At 67.6% G+C, this 16570-nt stretch carries 15 protein-coding genes and 1 tRNA gene; 7 read left to right on the top strand and 9 right to left on the bottom strand.

Features of this window, described 5'->3' with window-relative positions; genetic code table 11:
• Window position 1: 1 nt before the first annotated feature.
• The 3 genes from AC07U4_RS06510 to AC07U4_RS06500 form a co-directional block, all read right to left on the bottom strand.
• Window positions 2-1036: an acyltransferase family protein gene (locus AC07U4_RS06510; RefSeq protein ID WP_495194818.1), complete on the bottom strand. Its 1035-nt coding sequence runs from the start codon at window positions 1034-1036 to the stop codon at window positions 2-4.
• 262 nt (window positions 1037-1298) lie between these two features.
• Window positions 1299-2657 (bottom strand): putative O-glycosylation ligase, exosortase A system-associated, encoded by a 1359-nt coding sequence (locus AC07U4_RS06505; protein WP_495194817.1) that lies wholly within the window; start codon window positions 2655-2657, stop codon window positions 1299-1301.
• A complete protein-coding gene (locus tag AC07U4_RS06500) occupies window positions 2650-2817 on the bottom strand; it encodes a hypothetical protein (protein ID WP_495194816.1) in 168 nt (55 codons plus the stop codon). Before AC07U4_RS06500 ends, AC07U4_RS06505 begins: the two co-directional genes overlap by 8 nt.
• Window positions 2818-3598: 781 nt before the next feature.
• Between AC07U4_RS06500 and AC07U4_RS06495 the strand changes: the two genes are divergently transcribed.
• Both AC07U4_RS06495 and AC07U4_RS06490 read left to right on the top strand, forming a co-directional pair.
• Window positions 3599-4834 carry a TIGR04063 family PEP-CTERM/XrtA system glycosyltransferase gene (locus AC07U4_RS06495; protein WP_495194815.1) on the top strand — a complete coding sequence of 412 codons (1236 nt, stop codon included), beginning with the start codon at window positions 3599-3601 and terminating at the stop codon, window positions 4832-4834.
• Window positions 4807-5547, top strand: a complete 741-nt coding sequence (locus AC07U4_RS06490; protein WP_495194814.1) for a hypothetical protein — start codon at window positions 4807-4809, stop codon at window positions 5545-5547. The genes AC07U4_RS06495 and AC07U4_RS06490 overlap by 28 nt, the downstream gene beginning before the upstream one ends.
• 52 nt (window positions 5548-5599) lie before the next feature.
• Here the strand turns inward: AC07U4_RS06490 and AC07U4_RS06485 are convergent, their stop codons facing one another.
• Window positions 5600-8731: a TonB-dependent receptor gene (locus AC07U4_RS06485; RefSeq protein WP_495194813.1), complete on the bottom strand. Its 3132-nt coding sequence runs from the start codon at window positions 8729-8731 to the stop codon at window positions 5600-5602.
• Window positions 8732-8978: 247 nt separating this feature from the next.
• On the opposite strand from AC07U4_RS06485, the gene AC07U4_RS06480 reads away from it, so the two are divergent.
• Entirely contained in the window at window positions 8979-10547 is a 1569-nt protein-coding gene (locus AC07U4_RS06480) for a spinster family MFS transporter (protein WP_495194812.1), read from the top strand.
• Window positions 10548-10611: 64 nt separating this feature from the next.
• Here the strand turns inward: AC07U4_RS06480 and AC07U4_RS06475 are convergent, their stop codons facing one another.
• The gene (locus tag AC07U4_RS06475) at window positions 10612-11148 is read right to left on the bottom strand and encodes a superoxide dismutase family protein (protein WP_137898728.1); all 537 of its coding nucleotides are present in this window, start codon (window positions 11146-11148) and stop codon (window positions 10612-10614) included.
• Between the two features lie 21 nt (window positions 11149-11169).
• Window positions 11170-11745, bottom strand: a complete 576-nt coding sequence (thpR, locus tag AC07U4_RS06470) for an RNA 2',3'-cyclic phosphodiesterase (RefSeq protein ID WP_495194811.1) — start codon at window positions 11743-11745, stop codon at window positions 11170-11172.
• A 134-nt stretch (window positions 11746-11879) separates the two neighbouring features.
• Between thpR and AC07U4_RS06465 the strand changes: the two genes are divergently transcribed.
• The 4 genes from AC07U4_RS06465 (at window position 11880) to AC07U4_RS06450 (ending at window position 14791) form a co-directional block, all read left to right on the top strand.
• Window positions 11880-12632, top strand: coding sequence for a Bax inhibitor-1/YccA family protein (locus AC07U4_RS06465; protein ID WP_495194810.1), 753 nt, complete (start codon window positions 11880-11882; stop codon window positions 12630-12632).
• A 79-nt stretch (window positions 12633-12711) separates the two neighbouring features.
• Window positions 12712-13491, top strand: a complete 780-nt coding sequence (locus AC07U4_RS06460) for a transglutaminase-like domain-containing protein (RefSeq protein WP_038661108.1) — start codon at window positions 12712-12714, stop codon at window positions 13489-13491.
• 69 nt (window positions 13492-13560) lie between these two features.
• A complete protein-coding gene (locus AC07U4_RS06455) occupies window positions 13561-13836 on the top strand; it encodes a hypothetical protein (RefSeq protein ID WP_137898726.1) in 276 nt (91 codons plus the stop codon).
• Window positions 13837-14236: 400 nt separating this feature from the next.
• Window positions 14237-14791, top strand: a complete 555-nt coding sequence (locus AC07U4_RS06450) for a hypothetical protein (RefSeq protein WP_038661102.1) — start codon at window positions 14237-14239, stop codon at window positions 14789-14791.
• A 15-nt stretch (window positions 14792-14806) separates the two neighbouring features.
• Here the strand turns inward: AC07U4_RS06450 and AC07U4_RS06445 are convergent, their stop codons facing one another.
• The 3 genes from AC07U4_RS06445 to AC07U4_RS06435 all read right to left on the bottom strand — a co-directional run bounded on the left by AC07U4_RS06445 (window position 14807) and on the right by AC07U4_RS06435 (window position 16432).
• Window positions 14807-15535, bottom strand: coding sequence for an extensin-like domain-containing protein (locus AC07U4_RS06445; protein WP_495194809.1), 729 nt, complete (start codon window positions 15533-15535; stop codon window positions 14807-14809).
• Window positions 15535-16281 carry an NUDIX hydrolase gene (locus tag AC07U4_RS06440; protein ID WP_495194808.1) on the bottom strand — a complete coding sequence of 249 codons (747 nt, stop codon included), beginning with the start codon at window positions 16279-16281 and terminating at the stop codon, window positions 15535-15537. The genes AC07U4_RS06445 and AC07U4_RS06440 overlap by 1 nt, the downstream gene beginning before the upstream one ends.
• A 75-nt stretch (window positions 16282-16356) precedes the next feature.
• Window positions 16357-16432: transfer RNA gene (locus tag AC07U4_RS06435), tRNA-Ala, on the bottom strand.
• Between the last annotated feature and the right edge of the window lie 138 nt (window positions 16433-16570).

The following is a 16570-nucleotide window of genomic DNA, read 5'->3' as shown; positions in this document are numbered from 1 at the left end:
GTCAGCGCGATTCCTCCCCCTGGCGGGGGAGGAACAGGCGGTTGACGTGGTGTTGCGCGGGGCGTTCGACCAAGCGGTACAAGGCGGCCGACACGATCAGCACCAGCAGCAGGTAGAGCGCGATCAGCGGCGGGGCGAGCGTGGCGGCGGCGAGCGGGAGCTTGAACGCCTTCCACAGCAGGAAGTGCGACAGATAGGTCGCGTAGCTGATCTCGCCGAGCCAGTGGAGGCGGCGGCCCTCGAGCGGATGGCCGGGGCGGCCGGCGGTGAGGGCCAGCAGCAGCAGGAGCGCGGCGAAGGTCGCGGGCGCGACGAGCGTTTCCGGCGTCCCGAGCACCCATGCGGCGGCGGTCGTGAGAGCCGCCAATGCCGGCCAGATCGCGCGTGGCTGGCGCAGGTAGAGCGCGGCGAGCAGCGTGCCGGTGCCGAATTCCGTCAGGCAGCGGGTGAGGCCGTGGCGGGGAATGTCCTCGCCCAAGGATGCGGCGCCGTGCATCGCGATATTGAGGGCGAGCAGGAGCGCTGCGACCAGCGCGAGCAGCGCGACGCTCGGCAGCTTGCGCCAGTCGATCGCCAGCGCGAGCAGCGGAAACAGCAGATAGGCGGCGAGTTCGCAGCTGATTGACCAGGCGGGGTCGTTCCAGCGCAGCGCGTCGGTGACCCCCCAATTCTGGACGAGCAGCAGGTGCAGCGGCAGTTCGGCGAAGGGAAAGGCGGGGTCGGTGCGGCCGGTCGTGCGGAGCAGCAGCGCGAGCGCCACCGCGGCGGCGAGCATCACCGCGTGCAGCGGCCAGATGCGGGCGATGCGCTTTTGCAGGAAGCGCGGGATGGCGGCGGGATCGCGCAGCCGCGCGTGCCAGCTCAGCCAGATGACGAAGCCCGACAGCAGGAAGAAGACATCGACCGCGAGATAGCCTTTGGCGAGCACCGCCTCGACGGCGGGCGGCAGGCCGGCGATGCCGCCGCGGATATGATAGAGGACGACCAGCCACGCCGCGATGCCGCGGACGCTGGTGAGCGCGCGCAATTCGGTCATCGGCGGGATGGGGTGCGCGCGGGTGCGACACGCGGTTCGTCACCCCGGAGATGATCGAGACCTCTGCGAAAGTCGCCCAGTGCTCCTGCGAAGGCAAGAGCCCAGAGCCAAGCAAAGAAACGTCTTATGGCGTTCGAGACTCCTGGGCTCCTGCTTTCGCAGGAGCACTGGGTTGGTTTGCCGGTAGTCGGGACGTTCGCCGAGGTCTCGGATGAGCCCGGGATGACGGATTGGGCTCGGTCCGGCCAGCGCAGGGGACGGGTCACGCCGTCACCGACCCTGCCGCGCGTGGCCGCCGCATCGGTGCCTGCGCCGTCTCCGCGCGGCGCCGCGCGAGATAGGAATCGAGGCCGATCTGGGCGCCGATCAGCATGTAGACGAAGGGCTGGAAGGCGATCGCGATGAAGGCGGCGCCGAGCAGATAGACGAGGTGCGCGGTCTGCAAGGCCGCCGCCAGCGGTCCCGCCCAGCCGAACGGCCCGGCGGGGTCGCGGTAGCGGCGGCGCAGCACCTCCATGCGGACGATGCCGATCAGGCTGATGCCCAGCCACAAGGCGAGGCCGAGATAGCCCTGTTCGCCGAGCATCTCGAAATAGGCGCTGTGATAGCCGCGCGCCTTGTCGGTGACCGCCTGGTCGGACACCGCGGGGGCGGGGCCGGCGCCGTCGGTCTTCTTGATCTCGTAGCGGATGTGGTTGCCGCGATACGCCTCGAAGCCGCCGCCGAACGGATGCGCCTTGGCGTAGTCGATCGTCCATTGCCACACCGCGAGCCGGGTCGAGGCGGATTCGTCGGCGTCGTGGCTCTTGATCGTGCTCATCCGGTCGGTGAAGCTCGCCGGCAGGAACGGCACCGCGATCACCGCGGCGGCGGCGATCATCGTCAGATACAGCATCTTGCGGCGCGCGTTGCGCAGCGACAGCAGTGCGACGAGCACGATGCAGAGCAGCCCGGTGCGCGTCGAGGTGCCGATCGGGATCAGCAGGCAGGCGAAGATCAGGCACAGACAGAAGCCCTTCACCTTCCAGTCGGGGCGGAAGATCGTGCCGTAGCGCATGAACCACGCGATCAGCGGCACGATCGCGATCGCGACGGTGGAGATGGTGCTGCCTTCGTAGAGGCCCGAATTGTTGTTCACCATGAGGTCGAGCTGGCCATAGCCGCCGCCGCCCGCCGCGGTCTTGATGCCGCCGACGATGATGATCGAGGCGGCCGACAGGATCATGAACAGCAGCAAGGCCTCGATCCTGAGCCGCGTGCGCAGCGTCAGCGGCAGGAAGGCGGCGAAGGCGAGGCATTTCCACACCCAGTCCCATTTGTCCTTCGCATCGAGCGGAAAGTCGGCGCCGAGCGTGGTCGCCCAGCAATAGAGCAGCAGCGCGACGATCAACCCTTGCCGCGGCGTGAAGCGGCTGTCGCTTTTGTCGTCCATCAGCAGCCAGCCGCCGACCGCCAGCGCCACCGCGATCAGCGAGATCGGCACGGTGTTGAGCAGGATGTAGGTCAGTCGCTGCGGTGAGACGATGTCGATATAGACATAGGCGAGGACGAGGATGAACGGCCGCCGCAGCCCCATGCCGAAGATCGCGGCGAGGAAGGCGACGAAGACGAGGTCACGCACCGGGCCGGTCGTCCTCGGGCGGGTTTTGGGGGGGATTGCCGCGGGCGCGCCAGTGGCGGGGCGGCGGCGCTTCCGAATCGAGATCGGTGCGCTTGAACAGCAGCCATGCGGCGAGCAGCATCAGCCCATGGGTGAGCGCCAGCGACAGATTGTCGATCATCGGGTCGGGGCGTCTGCGGTCATCCGCCAAGCCTATGGGATGGTGGGGGTTGATGCCACGTTAAGTGCGTTGCGGGTCGGGGGGGGGTAGAGGCGGCCGGCCGGGGGTGTGGGCTGTCCTGTATCGCTACGATGATGACGGGCGAGCCGCTTCCCCATCGTATTCGTCACCCCGGACTCGTTCCGGGGTCCACCGGTCCGCCGGGAAACGGCATGACGCTCAAGCCTTTCGCCTCGCCGCGGCGTGGACCCCGGAACAAGTCCGGGGTGACGGGGATGGGTTGGGAAAGGCCGGCGTTCCTCATGCGCAACTCTGCCAGTGCTCCTGCGGACGCAGGAGCCCAGGAGTCCCGGACGCTGTAAGCCGTTGCTCTGCTTGGCCTTGGGTTCCTGCGTTCGCAGGAACACTGTGAAAGGCGTGCCAAGGCTTTTTCAACAGTTCGCCTGCGCCGGGGTATGCAGCAGAGCGGCGGCGACACGTTTCGGGCGACGGGAAGAAGGGTGGTTCGCGCAGAGGCGCAGAGGCGCAGAGGCGCGGAGGCGCGGAGGTGTTGCGTGTGTCGGCGCCGTGGCGATCTTCATTCAGACGAGAGAGCGGGCCACGCTTCACTATGCGCTCCATCTCCGCGCCTCCGCGCCTCTGCGCGAACATATCTTCTTCTTACATGAAGGTGTGGGCGGTGCCGCCCGGCCCCGGATGCCGGTCGGGTTCGGCACGCCGGTGCAAAGGGGCGCCGCACCAATTGACGCGTCCTTAAGCCGCTGTGGCATAAGCGTGGGTGATGCGTATCCTCCACGTCCTCGATCACGGTCTGCCGCTCCAGAGCGGCTATACCTTCCGTACGCGCGCGATCCTGAAGGCGCAGGAGCAGCGCGGTTGGCAGGTGGCGGCGGTGACCGGGCCGCGGCAGGGTGCGGTGGCGGATGCGGTCGAGGCGGTCGACGGGCTCACCTTCCATCGCACGCAGGCGGCGTTGAAAGGCGGTGTCGTCGGCGAGCTGGCGGGGATCGCCGCCTTCGCGCGGCGGATCGCGGCGGCGGTCGATTCGTTCCGGCCCGACGTGCTCCACGCGCATTCGCCGGTGCTCGACGCGCTCGCGGCGCTGCGCGTCGCGCGGCGGCGGGGATTGCCCCTGGTCTATGAAATCCGCGCCTTCTGGGAGGATGCCGCGGTCGGCAACGGCACCGGGCGCGACGGATCGGCGCGCTATCGCGCGACGCGGGCGCTGGAGACCTGGGCGGTGCGGCGCGCCGATGCGGTGGCGGTGATCTGCGAGGGGCTGCGCGGCGATCTGATCGCGCGCGGCATCGACGGCGACAAGATCGTCGTATCGCCCAATGGCGTCGACCTGACGGTGTTCGGCGCACCGGTGGCGCGCGATCCGGCACTGGCGGCGGAACTGGGGCTGAACGAGGCGGAGACGATCGGTTTCATCGGCAGCTTCTACGATTACGAGGGCCTCGACGATCTGATCGCGGCGATGCCGGCGCTGGTCGCCGCACGGCCCCGTGCGCGGCTGCTGCTGGTCGGCGGCGGGCCGATGGAGGCGGCACTGCGCGCGCAGGCGGCGGCGTCGCCCGCGGCGGCGGCGATCCGCTTCGTCGGGCGCGTGCCGCATACCGAGGTGGAGCGCTATTACGCGCTGGTCGACGTGCTCGCCTATCCGCGCAAGGCGATGCGCCTGACCGAGCTGGTGACGCCGCTCAAGCCGCTGGAGGCGATGGCGCAGGGCAAATTGGTCGCCGCCTCGGACGTCGGCGGGCATCGCGAGTTGATCCGCGACGGCGAGACGGGCACCTTGTTCGCGCCCGACGATCCGGCGGCGATCGCCGGCGCGCTGGCCGGGCTGCTCGCCGACCGCAGCGGCTGGGACCGGCGCCGCGCGGTGGCGCGGGCGTTCGTCGAGCAGGAGCGTAACTGGTCGTCAAACATTTGTCGTTACGAACCGATTTACCAGCGGCTGACGGCGGCCGCGACAGTGGATGGATCATGGCAGCGTTCCCCGGCCGGTATATGAAGCGGTCTCACGTCACCGCATGGATCGCGCCCGCGGGCGGCGCGCTCGCCGGGCTCGCCGTAGCGGCGCTGTTCCTGCTGCTGCCGCAGACGACGCTGGAGGATTGGGTATGGCAGAGCGGCTTGCCCGCGCTGGTCGCGGTGGCGGCGCCGCCGCTCGGCGACACGGCGCGTGCGGTGCTCGCGCTGGCCGGCGGCGGGCTGGCGGCGGCGGTGACGTGGTCGGCCTTGTTCCTGCTGTTCGGTGCAGGCGGACTGTTCGCGCCGAGGCCGGCGGCGGACGGCGGCGTACCGGTGCTGCGCCGGGCCGACGCGCATCCCGACGCGCCGGCACGCCGGCCGATGTCCGCCGCCGACCTCGGTACGCCGCTGCCGCCGCCGGCACCGCCGGCGAGCGACGCGGCGACGGTGGCGCAGGAGGGAGCGCCGGCGAGCGATGCGGCATTGCCCGAGGAACGGTCGATCCCGGCCGATCTCGACCTGCCGCTCGCCGCCTTCCACCCCGACGCCTTGCCCGAAGTCCCGCGCGAGCCGGTGCGCCCGGTACTGCCGCTGCGGCCGCCCGCCACCGTTGTAGCGGAAGTTCTGCCCGCGCCGTCGGAACCGCCTCAGCCCGTCGCACCGACGGACCCAGCGGGGCCATCGGAGGTGCCGTCAATCGAGGCGCTGATCGACCGGTTGGAACGCAGCACGCGCCGGAAAGCGCGGGCATAAGAAAACCGGCTCCGCGCGACACGCGAAGCCGGTGATCGGTTGGTCGAGCCGTTTAGAAGTCGAAGGAGAGTTGCAGACGTGCGCTGCGGCCATCCTGATATTGGGTTACGGTGCGATAATAAGGCGAAGCCTTCCCCTCACCGTCGGTGCCGTTCTCGTTCAGGTTGAGCTTGGGTTGACGATTGAAAACGTTAAACACCGTTGCCCGCAACGTCATCGCTGCCGAGCCCACGTCGAACTTATAACTGACGTCGAGGTCGTTGACGAACAGCCAGTCGCTCTTGAACACCGAGCCACGAGGGATGAGTTGCACCGGACGCGACACGGTCGGATCGGTATTGATCGAGCCATCCGCATTGACCTGGCAGAACAGACCCGCTGCGCCGTAAGCCGCCGAATACGGATCGATAGCCTCGGGCACACGGCCGATGCAACCATAGCGACGCGGTGAATAGGCCTGCAGCTTGCCGCCAATGTTCAGTCGATCAAAGAGCAGATAGCTGCCCGCCAATTTGATGACGTGACGCTTGTCATTCGGCGAATAGCCGTAAGTGCCCAGAGTAAGGCCGGGTTGATCGAAGTCGGTGGTCAGTCCGGTGTCACTCTGACCGTTGTCGGTCTTCACGCCACCCTCATAGTTACCAATGGTCTTTGAATAGGTGTACGAAGCATCGAGGCTCCAGACGCCGTCAAATTCTCGATGCGCCTCGAAGGTCATGCCCTTGTAAGTCCGACGGGCTTTGTGGTAGCCGAGGTCCGCCGCAGAAAAATCCACCGTTCGCAATGTCGTCTCGCCGTTGATCGGGTCGGACAAGGTAATCCGTGACGCGCTGCCCGGATTGATCAGGACATATTGATGGAAGCCGTCCCAGATCGTGTTGCAACCGCTGACCTTCTGCTTCACACAATAAGCATTGACCGCTTGGTCGATCGACGAGTCTTCCAGCACTTCATTGAGCTTGGTGTAGGTGAAGTAAGCGCCTACGCGCCAGCGCGTTCCGAGCCGCTTTTCATAACCGAGGATATATTCGTCAGCGGACTGAGGCTTTAGCTGCCGGGCCACCGTCGTCTCGGCCGACTTCGGCTGACCGTTGCCGGTCACGCTGCACGCCAACGCACCATCGTCAGGGCATGCGGCCGCATTGGTATAATTGATCGGGTTTCCGAGGATCGGCACATTGGCATTGGTCAGTCCGTTGAAGAGGGCAGTACGCGTGTAGTAGGTTTCGCCTCCTGTCAGCCGGATATTGGTGTTGGAGGCGACGGGAACAAACAAGCGACCGAAGCTGCCGTAGATCTTGTCACGGCGGTCGCCGACGGGATCGAAGGTGAAGCCAAGGCGCGGCCCCCATTGGTTGCCGGATTTGTAGAACGTCTGCTTCAACGCATTGTCGTTGGTGAAGCGGTCGTTGCGAATTCCGAGATTGACCGTCAGCCGATCGCTGAACAGGGACCAACTGTCCTGCAGATAATAGGCTTCATTGAGCGACGTGAAGCGGCCTTCGTTGAAATAGGTCGTGCGACGCACATAATTCGTGCCGACGGCGAGGTTGTAAGGATTGCCGGTCTGCGCGGTGTACACGGTGTAGAACAGGCCGCCACCGCCGCCGCGGGATGCGGTGACCGAGGTCAGTTCCTCGCGATCATAGCCGCCCTTGAAATGGTGCGATCCCAGAAAATTGAAATAGATATCCGCATCAGCACGATAGAATTTGCGGACGTCGTTATCGTCACTGCGACCGCCGCTGGAGCGCGTCAACGGCACCACGGCTAAAGGATTGCGGGCGTCGCTGACGGAGGGAGTGTTGGCATTGCTCTCGTTAAAGGACTGGGAGAAATAATTGTTCTCATTGCGGCCATATGCCGCCGAGACGGTCAACCACTTGCTGAAGACCCCCGTGTAGCGTCCGACATAATTTTCACCGCCGTAGGAGGCAAGCGTCCGCCCGGCGTAGGGGCCATCCTTGTTCGTGAGATAGTTGTAGCGTCCGTAACCCGGCGCCGCACTACCGTAGGTGTTGAAGAACTGGTCGCCCTTGGTGCTCCAGTAGGTGAACTCCAGGCGCTGGCCATTGACGATCACCGCATCGATCTTGCCGCCGTAGAAAGGGGACGACGTACCGAAATACGTCCGCGACGTGCCGAGATACTTCGAGGGATCATTGACGTCGGCGGTACGCGGATCGCCGAGGAACTGACGGGACGCGGTCACGCTCCTATTGTTGCGCGCCTGGTAGAGGCCGTAGAAGAACAGATGGTCCTTGATGATCGGGCCTGACAACTGGAATGTTGTGGATCGCGACTCGATCCTCCCCCCGTCATTATCGGAATAGAAGGTGTCGTGGGTCCGCGTGCGCAATCCGTCGGGGTTCCAGGAGAAGAGCAGACCGCCGTGGAACTCGTTCGAGCCGGACTTAGTGGTCGCGCTGGTGAAGCCGCCGGTCGACCGGCCGAACTCCGCAGCATAGCCCCCGGATTTGACTTCGATCGTTTGATAGAAGTCAAACGGCACGCCCGCAGGGCTGAGGCCCTTGCGGAAGTCGGTGATGTTGAGGCCGTTGACGAAGAAAGCGTTCTCCGACACCGCACCGCCGTTAGTAGAGGCGAGACCACCGAACGCGCCTGATCCGCTCGCCGTCCCCGGCGCCAGCAGCAGTACCGAGGTGAGATCGCGCGCAACGGGTAGCCGTGCCGCAACGTCCGCGACGTTGATGACCTGGCCGGTCGTCGTCATATCAAAATCCGCGGTCGCGATACGCTTGCTCGTCACGACGATATCCGTGCCGGCGGTATCGCTGCTACCAGCCTTGGCGAGCCGGAACTGATTGGACGCGGAGCCGGGCGCGAGACGGATGTTCGTCTCGACATAGGTATCGTAGCCATCGGCATCCACGGTGAATTGATAGTTGCCTTGGCGTAATTCGGGGATGCCGTAGACGCCGTTGTCGTTGGTCGTGACGGTGCGCGTGAAGCCCTGATCGACGGATCGGATCGTGACGCGCGCCTTGGGAATCGGGCGGCCCGACGAATCAAGCACCGTTCCACTCGCACTGAAACTAGAGAATCCCTGCGCCTCTGCGGCGGGCATCAGGCCACCGCCAACATTAGCGACTGCCATCATTCCAATTGCCACCGATGCGAGGAGCTTCGTGCGCAGCCCCTTTCCGTCATTCATCATTGTCATGCCCCTCTTTCACCCTGTTTTCGGATATCGTATCCGATATAAGAGAATGATCGTTATGGACATGAACTCAATGCAGATATTGGTTCGGCGTACAGAAGGTGCGTAGAATGTCGCTATTTTGTCACATAATGGTTACGAATGTTACGATCGCATCGGTAGCGATGTTGGTACGGTAACTCGATCGAAAGTCAGGCTATCGCTTTCCAGCGGCTCTGTTAGCCTCCGGCGAAACGCGCGGGAGAGGGCGATGGGCGGGACGGTGGCGGAAGCGGGCGGTGGGGAACAGCAGGCGTCGCGCTACGCCTGGTACGTGCTCGGTATCCTGTTCGTCGTCTACGTGCTCAACTTCATCGATCGGCAGGTGATCTCGATCCTCGCCGAGGACATCAAGCGCGATCTCCACCTCAAGGACGAGGACCTCGGCTTCCTCTACGGGACCGCGTTCGGCGTCTTCTATGCGCTGTTCGGAATCCCGCTCGGGCGGCTGGCGGACAGCTGGCATCGGGTGCGGCTGATGACGGTCGGGCTGGCCCTGTGGTCGACGATGACCGCGCTGTCGGGCTTCTCGCGTACCGGCGGGCAATTGGCGCTGGCGCGGATCGGCGTCGGAGTCGGGGAGGCGACCGCGTCGCCGTCGGCCTATTCGCTGATCTCGGACTATTTCCCCAAGCGGCTGCGCGCGACGGCGCTGTCGATCTATTCCGCGGGGCTGTACGTCGGTGGCGGCGTGTCGCTGTTCATCGGCGGGTTGATCGTCCAGGGCTGGAACCGGGCATGGCCGGGCGGCGGGCCGCTGGGACTGGTCGGCTGGCAGGCGGCGTTCCTCGCCGTCGGGCTGCCGGGGCTGGTCGTCGCCGGGTGGATCGCGACGCTGCGCGAGCCGGTCCGCAGGCTGGTCGAGGGGCTGCCCGAGCCGGAGCGGCATCCGGCGCCGTTCCAAGCCTTCTTCGCGGAGTTGCTGACGATCATCCCGCCGCTGACGCTGATCGGTGCGGCGCGGGGCGGGGTGCGGGCGCTGCTCGTCAATCTTGCCGGGCTGGCGGTGGTGAGCGGCGTGGTGGCGCTGCTGATCGCGCTGGGCGAGCCGAAGCCGCAATGGCTGGCGGTGGGGACGGGCGTCTATGCGGTGTTCTCGTGGGGGTGCGCGTTGCGGCGGCGCGATCCGGCGACCTTCGCGCTGATCGTCGGGACGCCGGCGTTCCTGTGCACGGTGGTGGCTTATGGGCTCAACGCCTTCCTGAGCTATGCGGCGAACTTCTGGGCGGCGCCTTATGCCTTGCGTACGCTCGGCGAGACGCCGGCGCGGGCGGGGCTGTTGCTCGGCAGCAGCGGCGCGCTCGCCGGCTTCCTGGGGGTGACGATCGGCGGGGTGGTCGCCGACCGGCTGCGGCGGGGCAATCCGGCGGGGCGGCTGATCGTGGTGATGGTCGGCGCCGGCGTGCCGGTGCCGTTCCTCATCGCGGCGTTCACCGCGAGCGATGTCTGGGTCTTCTATCCGTGCCTGTTCCTCGCCGGGATCACCGCCAGCGGTGCGCTGGGCTCGGCGGCGGCGACGACGCAGGATCTGGTGCTGCCGCGGATGCGGGGGACGGCGACCGCGACCTTCTTCATCGGGACGACGTTGCTCGGGCTGGCGATGGGGCCGTATCTGGCGGGGCGGATCTCGACGCTGTCGGGGAGTTTGTCGGTCGGGATGCTGTCGCTGCTCGCGGTGGTGCCGCTGACCTTGGGCTGCGCGGTGGCGGCATACAGGTTGGTGCCGGCGGCGGAAGCCTCGCGCGAGGCACGGGCGCGGGCGGTGGGGGAGGTGGTTTAGGAGGACTCCTGCCGGCGGTGCCGGAGTGGGCGCTGCCCACTCCGGTCGTCCGTTACGGCGCGGCTTAGGCGGCGCCGAAGACGCCGCAGGCGATGCGGCCGCCGCTGTTGCCGGCGGGGTCGGTCATCAGGTCGTCGGGGCCGGCGTGGATGACGATCGCGGCGCCGTCGGTGTCGAGCAGACCGGCCATCGTCGCGCCGGGCACCGTCACGCCGAGCGTGCCGCGGCCGTCGGTGCCGACGATCAGGTTGGGCAGATCGCCCTCGTGCGGACCCTGCGGGTTCATGCTGCCGTGCTTCATCGTCGTCGGGTTCCAATGGCCGCCGGCGGTGGTGAAGTCGGGCGCGTCGCAGCGGCCGGTGGTGTGGATGTGCGCGCCGTGCGTACCGGCGGGGAGGCCCTTGACGTCGACGGTGTAGCGGATGCCGCCGGCGACTTCGGTGGCGGTGGCGCGGCCGGCGTCGAGGCCGGTGGCGGTGCGCAGCGATGCGGTGGCGCGGGCACCGCCGGCGGTGGGGCTGCCGACTGCGACCTCCTCCTTCTGGGTGCAGGCGGCCAGCGCCAGCGAGGACAGGCCGGCGAGGATGAGGATAGCGCGCATCAAAGGTCTCCCGAGGTTTCCTTACGAACCCGGCATGACCTGCGGCGGTTCCGCGGGCGGCGCAAGGGGCCAGCGCATCACCGGCGCATAGCTGGCGCCCTCGCCGCCGAGATGGCTTTCGTAGAGGATCAGATGCGGCATGGTGAAGGCGGGGCTGGCGAGGCCGGCATGGACCGCGAGCCAGCCGTCGATCTCCGGTGCGGCACCGGCGCTGCGCGGCAGGCGGGCGAGCGTGACGTGCGGCCGATAGGCGCGTCGTTCGGGCGGCAGGCCGGCGCGGACGCAGGCCTGATCGACCTTGCGGGCGAGATGGTGGAGCGCGTCGCCCGGCGCGAGCCCGGCCCACAGGGTGTCGGTGCGGCCCTTGTGCGCGAAGCGGCCGACGCCGGCGATCCTGACCTGCGGCGCAGGGGCGTACAGGCCGGCGAGCGCGGCGGCGACATCCTCCGCCTGCGGCCGGTCGACGTCGCCGATGAAACGCAGGGTGCAGTGGAGTTGCGCATCGTCCTGCCAGCGGGCGTGCGGCACCCCGCCGGTCGCGGCGAGCAGCGATTCGCGGATCGCGGGGGGCGGACACAGGGCGACGAACAGGCGCATGGCGGGACCGGCGGCTCTTTGTAAAGTTCTGTTGCTTCGGAACCGAGGCTTAGCCGGTTTCGCTTGAAAAGGGACCGCGGCAGGCCGATATTTCGGTCATCCGACATCTGGTCGGTAAAGGAGTTTTGGATACCATGGCTAACTGGTCTGACCCCCGGCCGAGCGCCGCGCCGTTCGGGGCCTCGCGCACCGACGCAGCGCGCAGCGGTGCCTATGACGCGGGTCTGCGCTCGTACATGCTGTCGGTCTACAATTATATGGGATCGGGCGTGCTGCTGACGGGCATCGTCGCGCTGCTGTTCGCCTGGGGCGGGGCGTCGTCGCCGGCCGCACAGGTGTTCATGGGTGGCGGCATCCTGCGTTACGTGCTGATGTTCGCGCCGCTCGGCGTCGTCTTCGCGATGAGCTTCGGGCAGGGGCGCATGCAGACCTCGACGTTGCAGATGCTGTTCTGGGCGTTCGCGGTGCTGATGGGCCTGTCGCTGTCGACCATCTTCCTGGTCTATAGCGGTACGTCGATCGCGGGTGCGTTCTTCTCGACTGCGGCGGGCTTCGCCGGTCTCAGCCTCTACGGCTATACGACCAAGAAGGACCTGTCGGCGTTCGGCACCTTCCTGCTGATCGGCCTCGTCGGTCTGATCGTCGCGAGCCTGATCAACCTGTTCCTGCAGTCGAGCGTGATGGAGCTGGTCATCAGCATCCTCGGCGTGCTGCTGTTCGCGGGCCTCACCGCCTATGACACGCAGCGCACCAAGAGCCTGTACTTCCAGGTCGCAGGGTCGGACATGGTCGGCAAGGCCGTGATCATGTCGGCGCTGTCGCTGTACCTCGACTTCATCAACATGTTCCTGTTCGTGCTTCGCCTGTTCGGCGCACAGCGCAACTAAGACCGACGTTCGATCGTCATATCGGGAGCCCGGTGGCCGATGCCGCCGGGCTCTTTCGTTTGTCCCGAAGGAATGGCCGATGCGGATCTCGATCGAAGTCGACCTCGATTATGCCATCATGGGGCCGCCGACCGACGTCTTGCTGCAGATCGAGGCAGCGGCGATGGCCGACCAGCGTATCGTCTCGGAGGCGCTGACGGTGTGGAGCGACACGCCGGTGGTCGCGGTCCGTGGCGAGGAGGGCATCGGCCAACGCTGCTGGATCCGCGCCGAGAACTGGCTGAAGGCGGAATATCGCGCGGTCGTCGAGATCGACCGGCAGCCGGTCGATCTCGCGCGCCTGCCGGCGACGCCGGCGCGGGCGCTCGACGGGGCGCTGGTGCCGTACCTATTGCCGAGCCGCTATTGCCAGTCGGACCGGCTGGAGGGCTTCGTGCGGCGCGAGTTCGGCGGCATGGGCGGCGGCGCGCTGGCGGTGGCGCTCACGGACTGGGTGGCGGATGCGCTGGAGTATCGCGCCAATACCAGCAGCGGCGAGACGACGGCGATCGATACCTTCGCCAGCCGCTCGGGCGTGTGCCGCGATTACGCGCATCTGCTGGTCGCGCTGGCGCGGGCGGGGGAGATTCCGGCGCGCTGCGTCGCTGCCTATGCGCCGGGCGTCGATCCGCCCGATTTCCATGCGGTCGCCGAATTGTGGCTCGACGGCGCGTGGCGGATGATCGACGCGACGCGGATGGCGCCGGCCGAGACGATCGCGCGCGTCTGCGTCGGCCGCGATGCAACCGACATCGCCTTCATGACGGTGTTCGGCATCGCCCAGTTCGTCAACCAGCGGGTGCAGGTGACCGCGGGCTGATCGCCTGACCGGCAGGAACGGAAACGATCCGGCAATCGTTGCTCCTTGGTAAACTCAGGAGGGTGTCACATGACCGGAATCGACGAAAAGGCTCTTGACAGCCTGTCGGTCGCGCCGTCGGCCAGCAACCAGGAGCGCGACCCGCGCCAGGATGCCGGACAGGACAAGTCGATCAACAAGCGTCTCGAGAAGAACCCCGGCAGCGCGGATGCGCGGCTCGACGCCGGTCTGGACGAATCGATGGATGCGAGCGATCCGCCGTCGCTGACGCAGCCTGGTCACGATCACGATCCGGCGCCCTCGTCGGGCTATGACGAGGATGCGGAGCGCAACCGGCAGGGTTGAGGCTTCGCGCGGAATGGAGCGAACGGCGGTCCCGCGAGGGGCCGCCGTTTTGCTGTGTGGAGACTGGATGCGGGCGTTCCGGTTCCTAAAACGATCCGTCACCCCGGACTTGTTCCGGGGTCCACGGGGCCGCAGGCGCGCGGTCTCGCCTCAAGCCTTTCTCCTCGCCGCGGGGTGGACCCCGGAACGAGTCCGGGGTGACGGGGTGGGTTTGGCGGCGGACCGCCATAGCCGCCGCGAGCGCCTTTGCGACCAAATGCACTCCGCTCGTCGCAACGGATGTTGCGCTGCAACAGCTTTCGTGATGCTTTTGTTACGTCGGACGGTCCCGCGTTAAGGATGCTGTTAACCATCGTGGCGCAGGATCGGCCCGACTTCTCTGGCGGGGTGGGTGACGATCATGGGTGCCAAGAACAGACCGGCCGAAGGCGCGATGACGCTGGCGGAAATGAAGGAATTCGCGGGGTTTCCGAGTTCGACGCAGCGGTACATCCGGCGCAGCCTCGATATCGGGCTCGACCGCGACGATGCGATGACGCGCTGGTCGCGCGACATCGTCGAGGCGGCGAGCATCCGCGCGCAGGCGCGCCTGTATCGCGCGCTGCCCGAACTGCGCCAATTGGTGCCCGACGATGCCGATCTCGCCGCGGTCGAGCCGTTTCTGGCGCCGCTGGTGACATTGGTCGGGTTCGATCTGGGGCAGGGGCGGCTGACCAGCTTCTCGGCCTTCCGCTTCCTGTACGAGCGGCTGATCGGCGCGTCGGCGCGGCCATGGCTGCCGAGCGCATTCTGCGCGGCGGCGGCGCTGCCGCACCTGCACCCCGAGGTGCGGCGCAAATTGCTCCAGTCGATCAGCGAGGCGGCGGCCACCGCGTCGGGCTGGTCGAACCGGCAGCCGGTGTTCTTTCCGCACTGGGTGGAGAAGGTCGATACCGGGGCGGCCTTGCCGCACTGAGCGGGAGGCGCCGCATCATCGGCAGGCGCGCCACCCCGCGGCCCGGTCCGCCTGGTCGAGGTGGAGGTGATCGCGGTGGGCGGCGTTGTAATCGGGGGACAGCGTCGTCGCGAACAGCTGGCAGGCGCCGTCGCGGACCTCGTGCAGGAAGGCCGCCTTCGCGCCCTCGCCGCGCCAGTCGCCGACGACGGTGATGCGGCGGCCGTCGGCAAGGCGGAAGCCGGCGACGTCGACCGCGTCGGCGGTCGCGTGTTCGCTCCACGTGCCGGCATCGCGGCCGTAGATGCGGCGGCAGGAATAGCTGCCGAAATGGTCGATCGTCACGACGCGGCTACCGAAATGGCGTTGTGCGGCGGGCTGGACGACGTTCCATTCCCACGTGGCGAGCGCGGCGGCGACCGGACAGGCGACGCCGAGGCCGGCGGGGCTGAAGCCGATCGTCCGGGCGCCGCCTGTGGTCAGGCGGATGCCGTCGTCATACCCGCAATCCCCCGCGCCGCGCCGCGGCGGCAGCACGGTATAGCGGACGCCAGCGTGGTCGAGCAGCGCGCGGCATTGCGGAAAGTCGCGGGTGAGCGCGGTGAGCTTGCGGCCGGTGAACAATCCGGTCGGCGCGCCGAGGTCGAGCGGGGTCCACGGCATGTCCTGCGGCCGCCCGCGGGCGATCGCCCACAGCAGCAGCGCCGCCGCGCCGAGCGCGAGCAGCGCCGCGATCCAGCCGATTGCCCGACGCAAGGCACGCATCAGCCGCGCTGCGCCCGCGTCATCGCCTCGCCGGTGACGGGATAGCCGAGGTCGTCGGGGATGCAGAGGTGCGGCACGCCGTCGCGCGTCTCGACGAAGGGCGTGATGGTGCGGATCGGATAGGCGCGCGCCTGCGCGACCGCTGCGCCGTGATCGGCGAATAGCGCGAGCCGTTCGAGCGTGCGGCGCGTGGGGTAGATGATCGTCGCGCGGCCGGCATCCGCCTCGGCGAGCAAAGCGGCGGCGCCGGTCCAGACGAGGCGGACGTTCTCGGTCGCGTCGACGGTCGCCGCGGCGCCTTCCGGCGCGCGGGCGAGGAAGAAGAGCGTATCGAAAATCCGCGTCGTCCGATGATCGGGCAGCCAGCGCGCGAACGGCACCAGGGCGTCGAGGTCGAGCGTCAGCCCCGCGTCGGCGAGAATCGCGGCGAATGGCGCGCCGCCGTGCAGCCGCGCGCGGATCGCCGCCAGCGTCGCCGCCGGGGGAACGGGGTGGAGGCCGATGGCGAGGCCGGCTTCCTCGATCGTCTCGCGGATCGCGGCGATGCGCGCGGCGCCGTCGTCGCCCGCGCCGATCGTCGCGGCGAGCGCGTGGTCGCCGGGATCGATCTGGCCGCCGGGAAACACCATCGCACCGCCGGCGAAGACCATCGCCTTGGCCCGCTCGACCATCAGCAGGTCCGGCGGCGCATCGCGACGGTCACGGAAGACGACGAGCGTCGCGGCGGGGATCGGTGCACTGGCCATAGACCGGTGTAACGCGGCAGCGGGCCGTTGGTAGCGCCGGCACTGTCGGGGATCGGTGGAGGGATAGCGGGGTGGTGGTGGAGCTGAGGGGAATCGAACCCCTGACCTCTGCAGTGCGATTGCAGCGCTCTCCCATCTGAGCTACAGCCCCGCACCCCGGCTCGGGCGAGCCCGAGAGCGACGCCATTAGCCGCCCCTTGCGGGCGATGCAACAGGCCCGATCGACCCATCCGAAAATTCCCATGCGACGGACCGATGGCTGCGTGCGACGCAAAATCGTTGCCCTGCC

It is taken from the genome of Sphingomonas sp. GW821-FHT02B09 (genome assembly GCF_059421875.1).
Note: the sequence above shows the minus strand (reverse complement) of the source record. Positions and strands in the feature narration are given on the sequence as shown.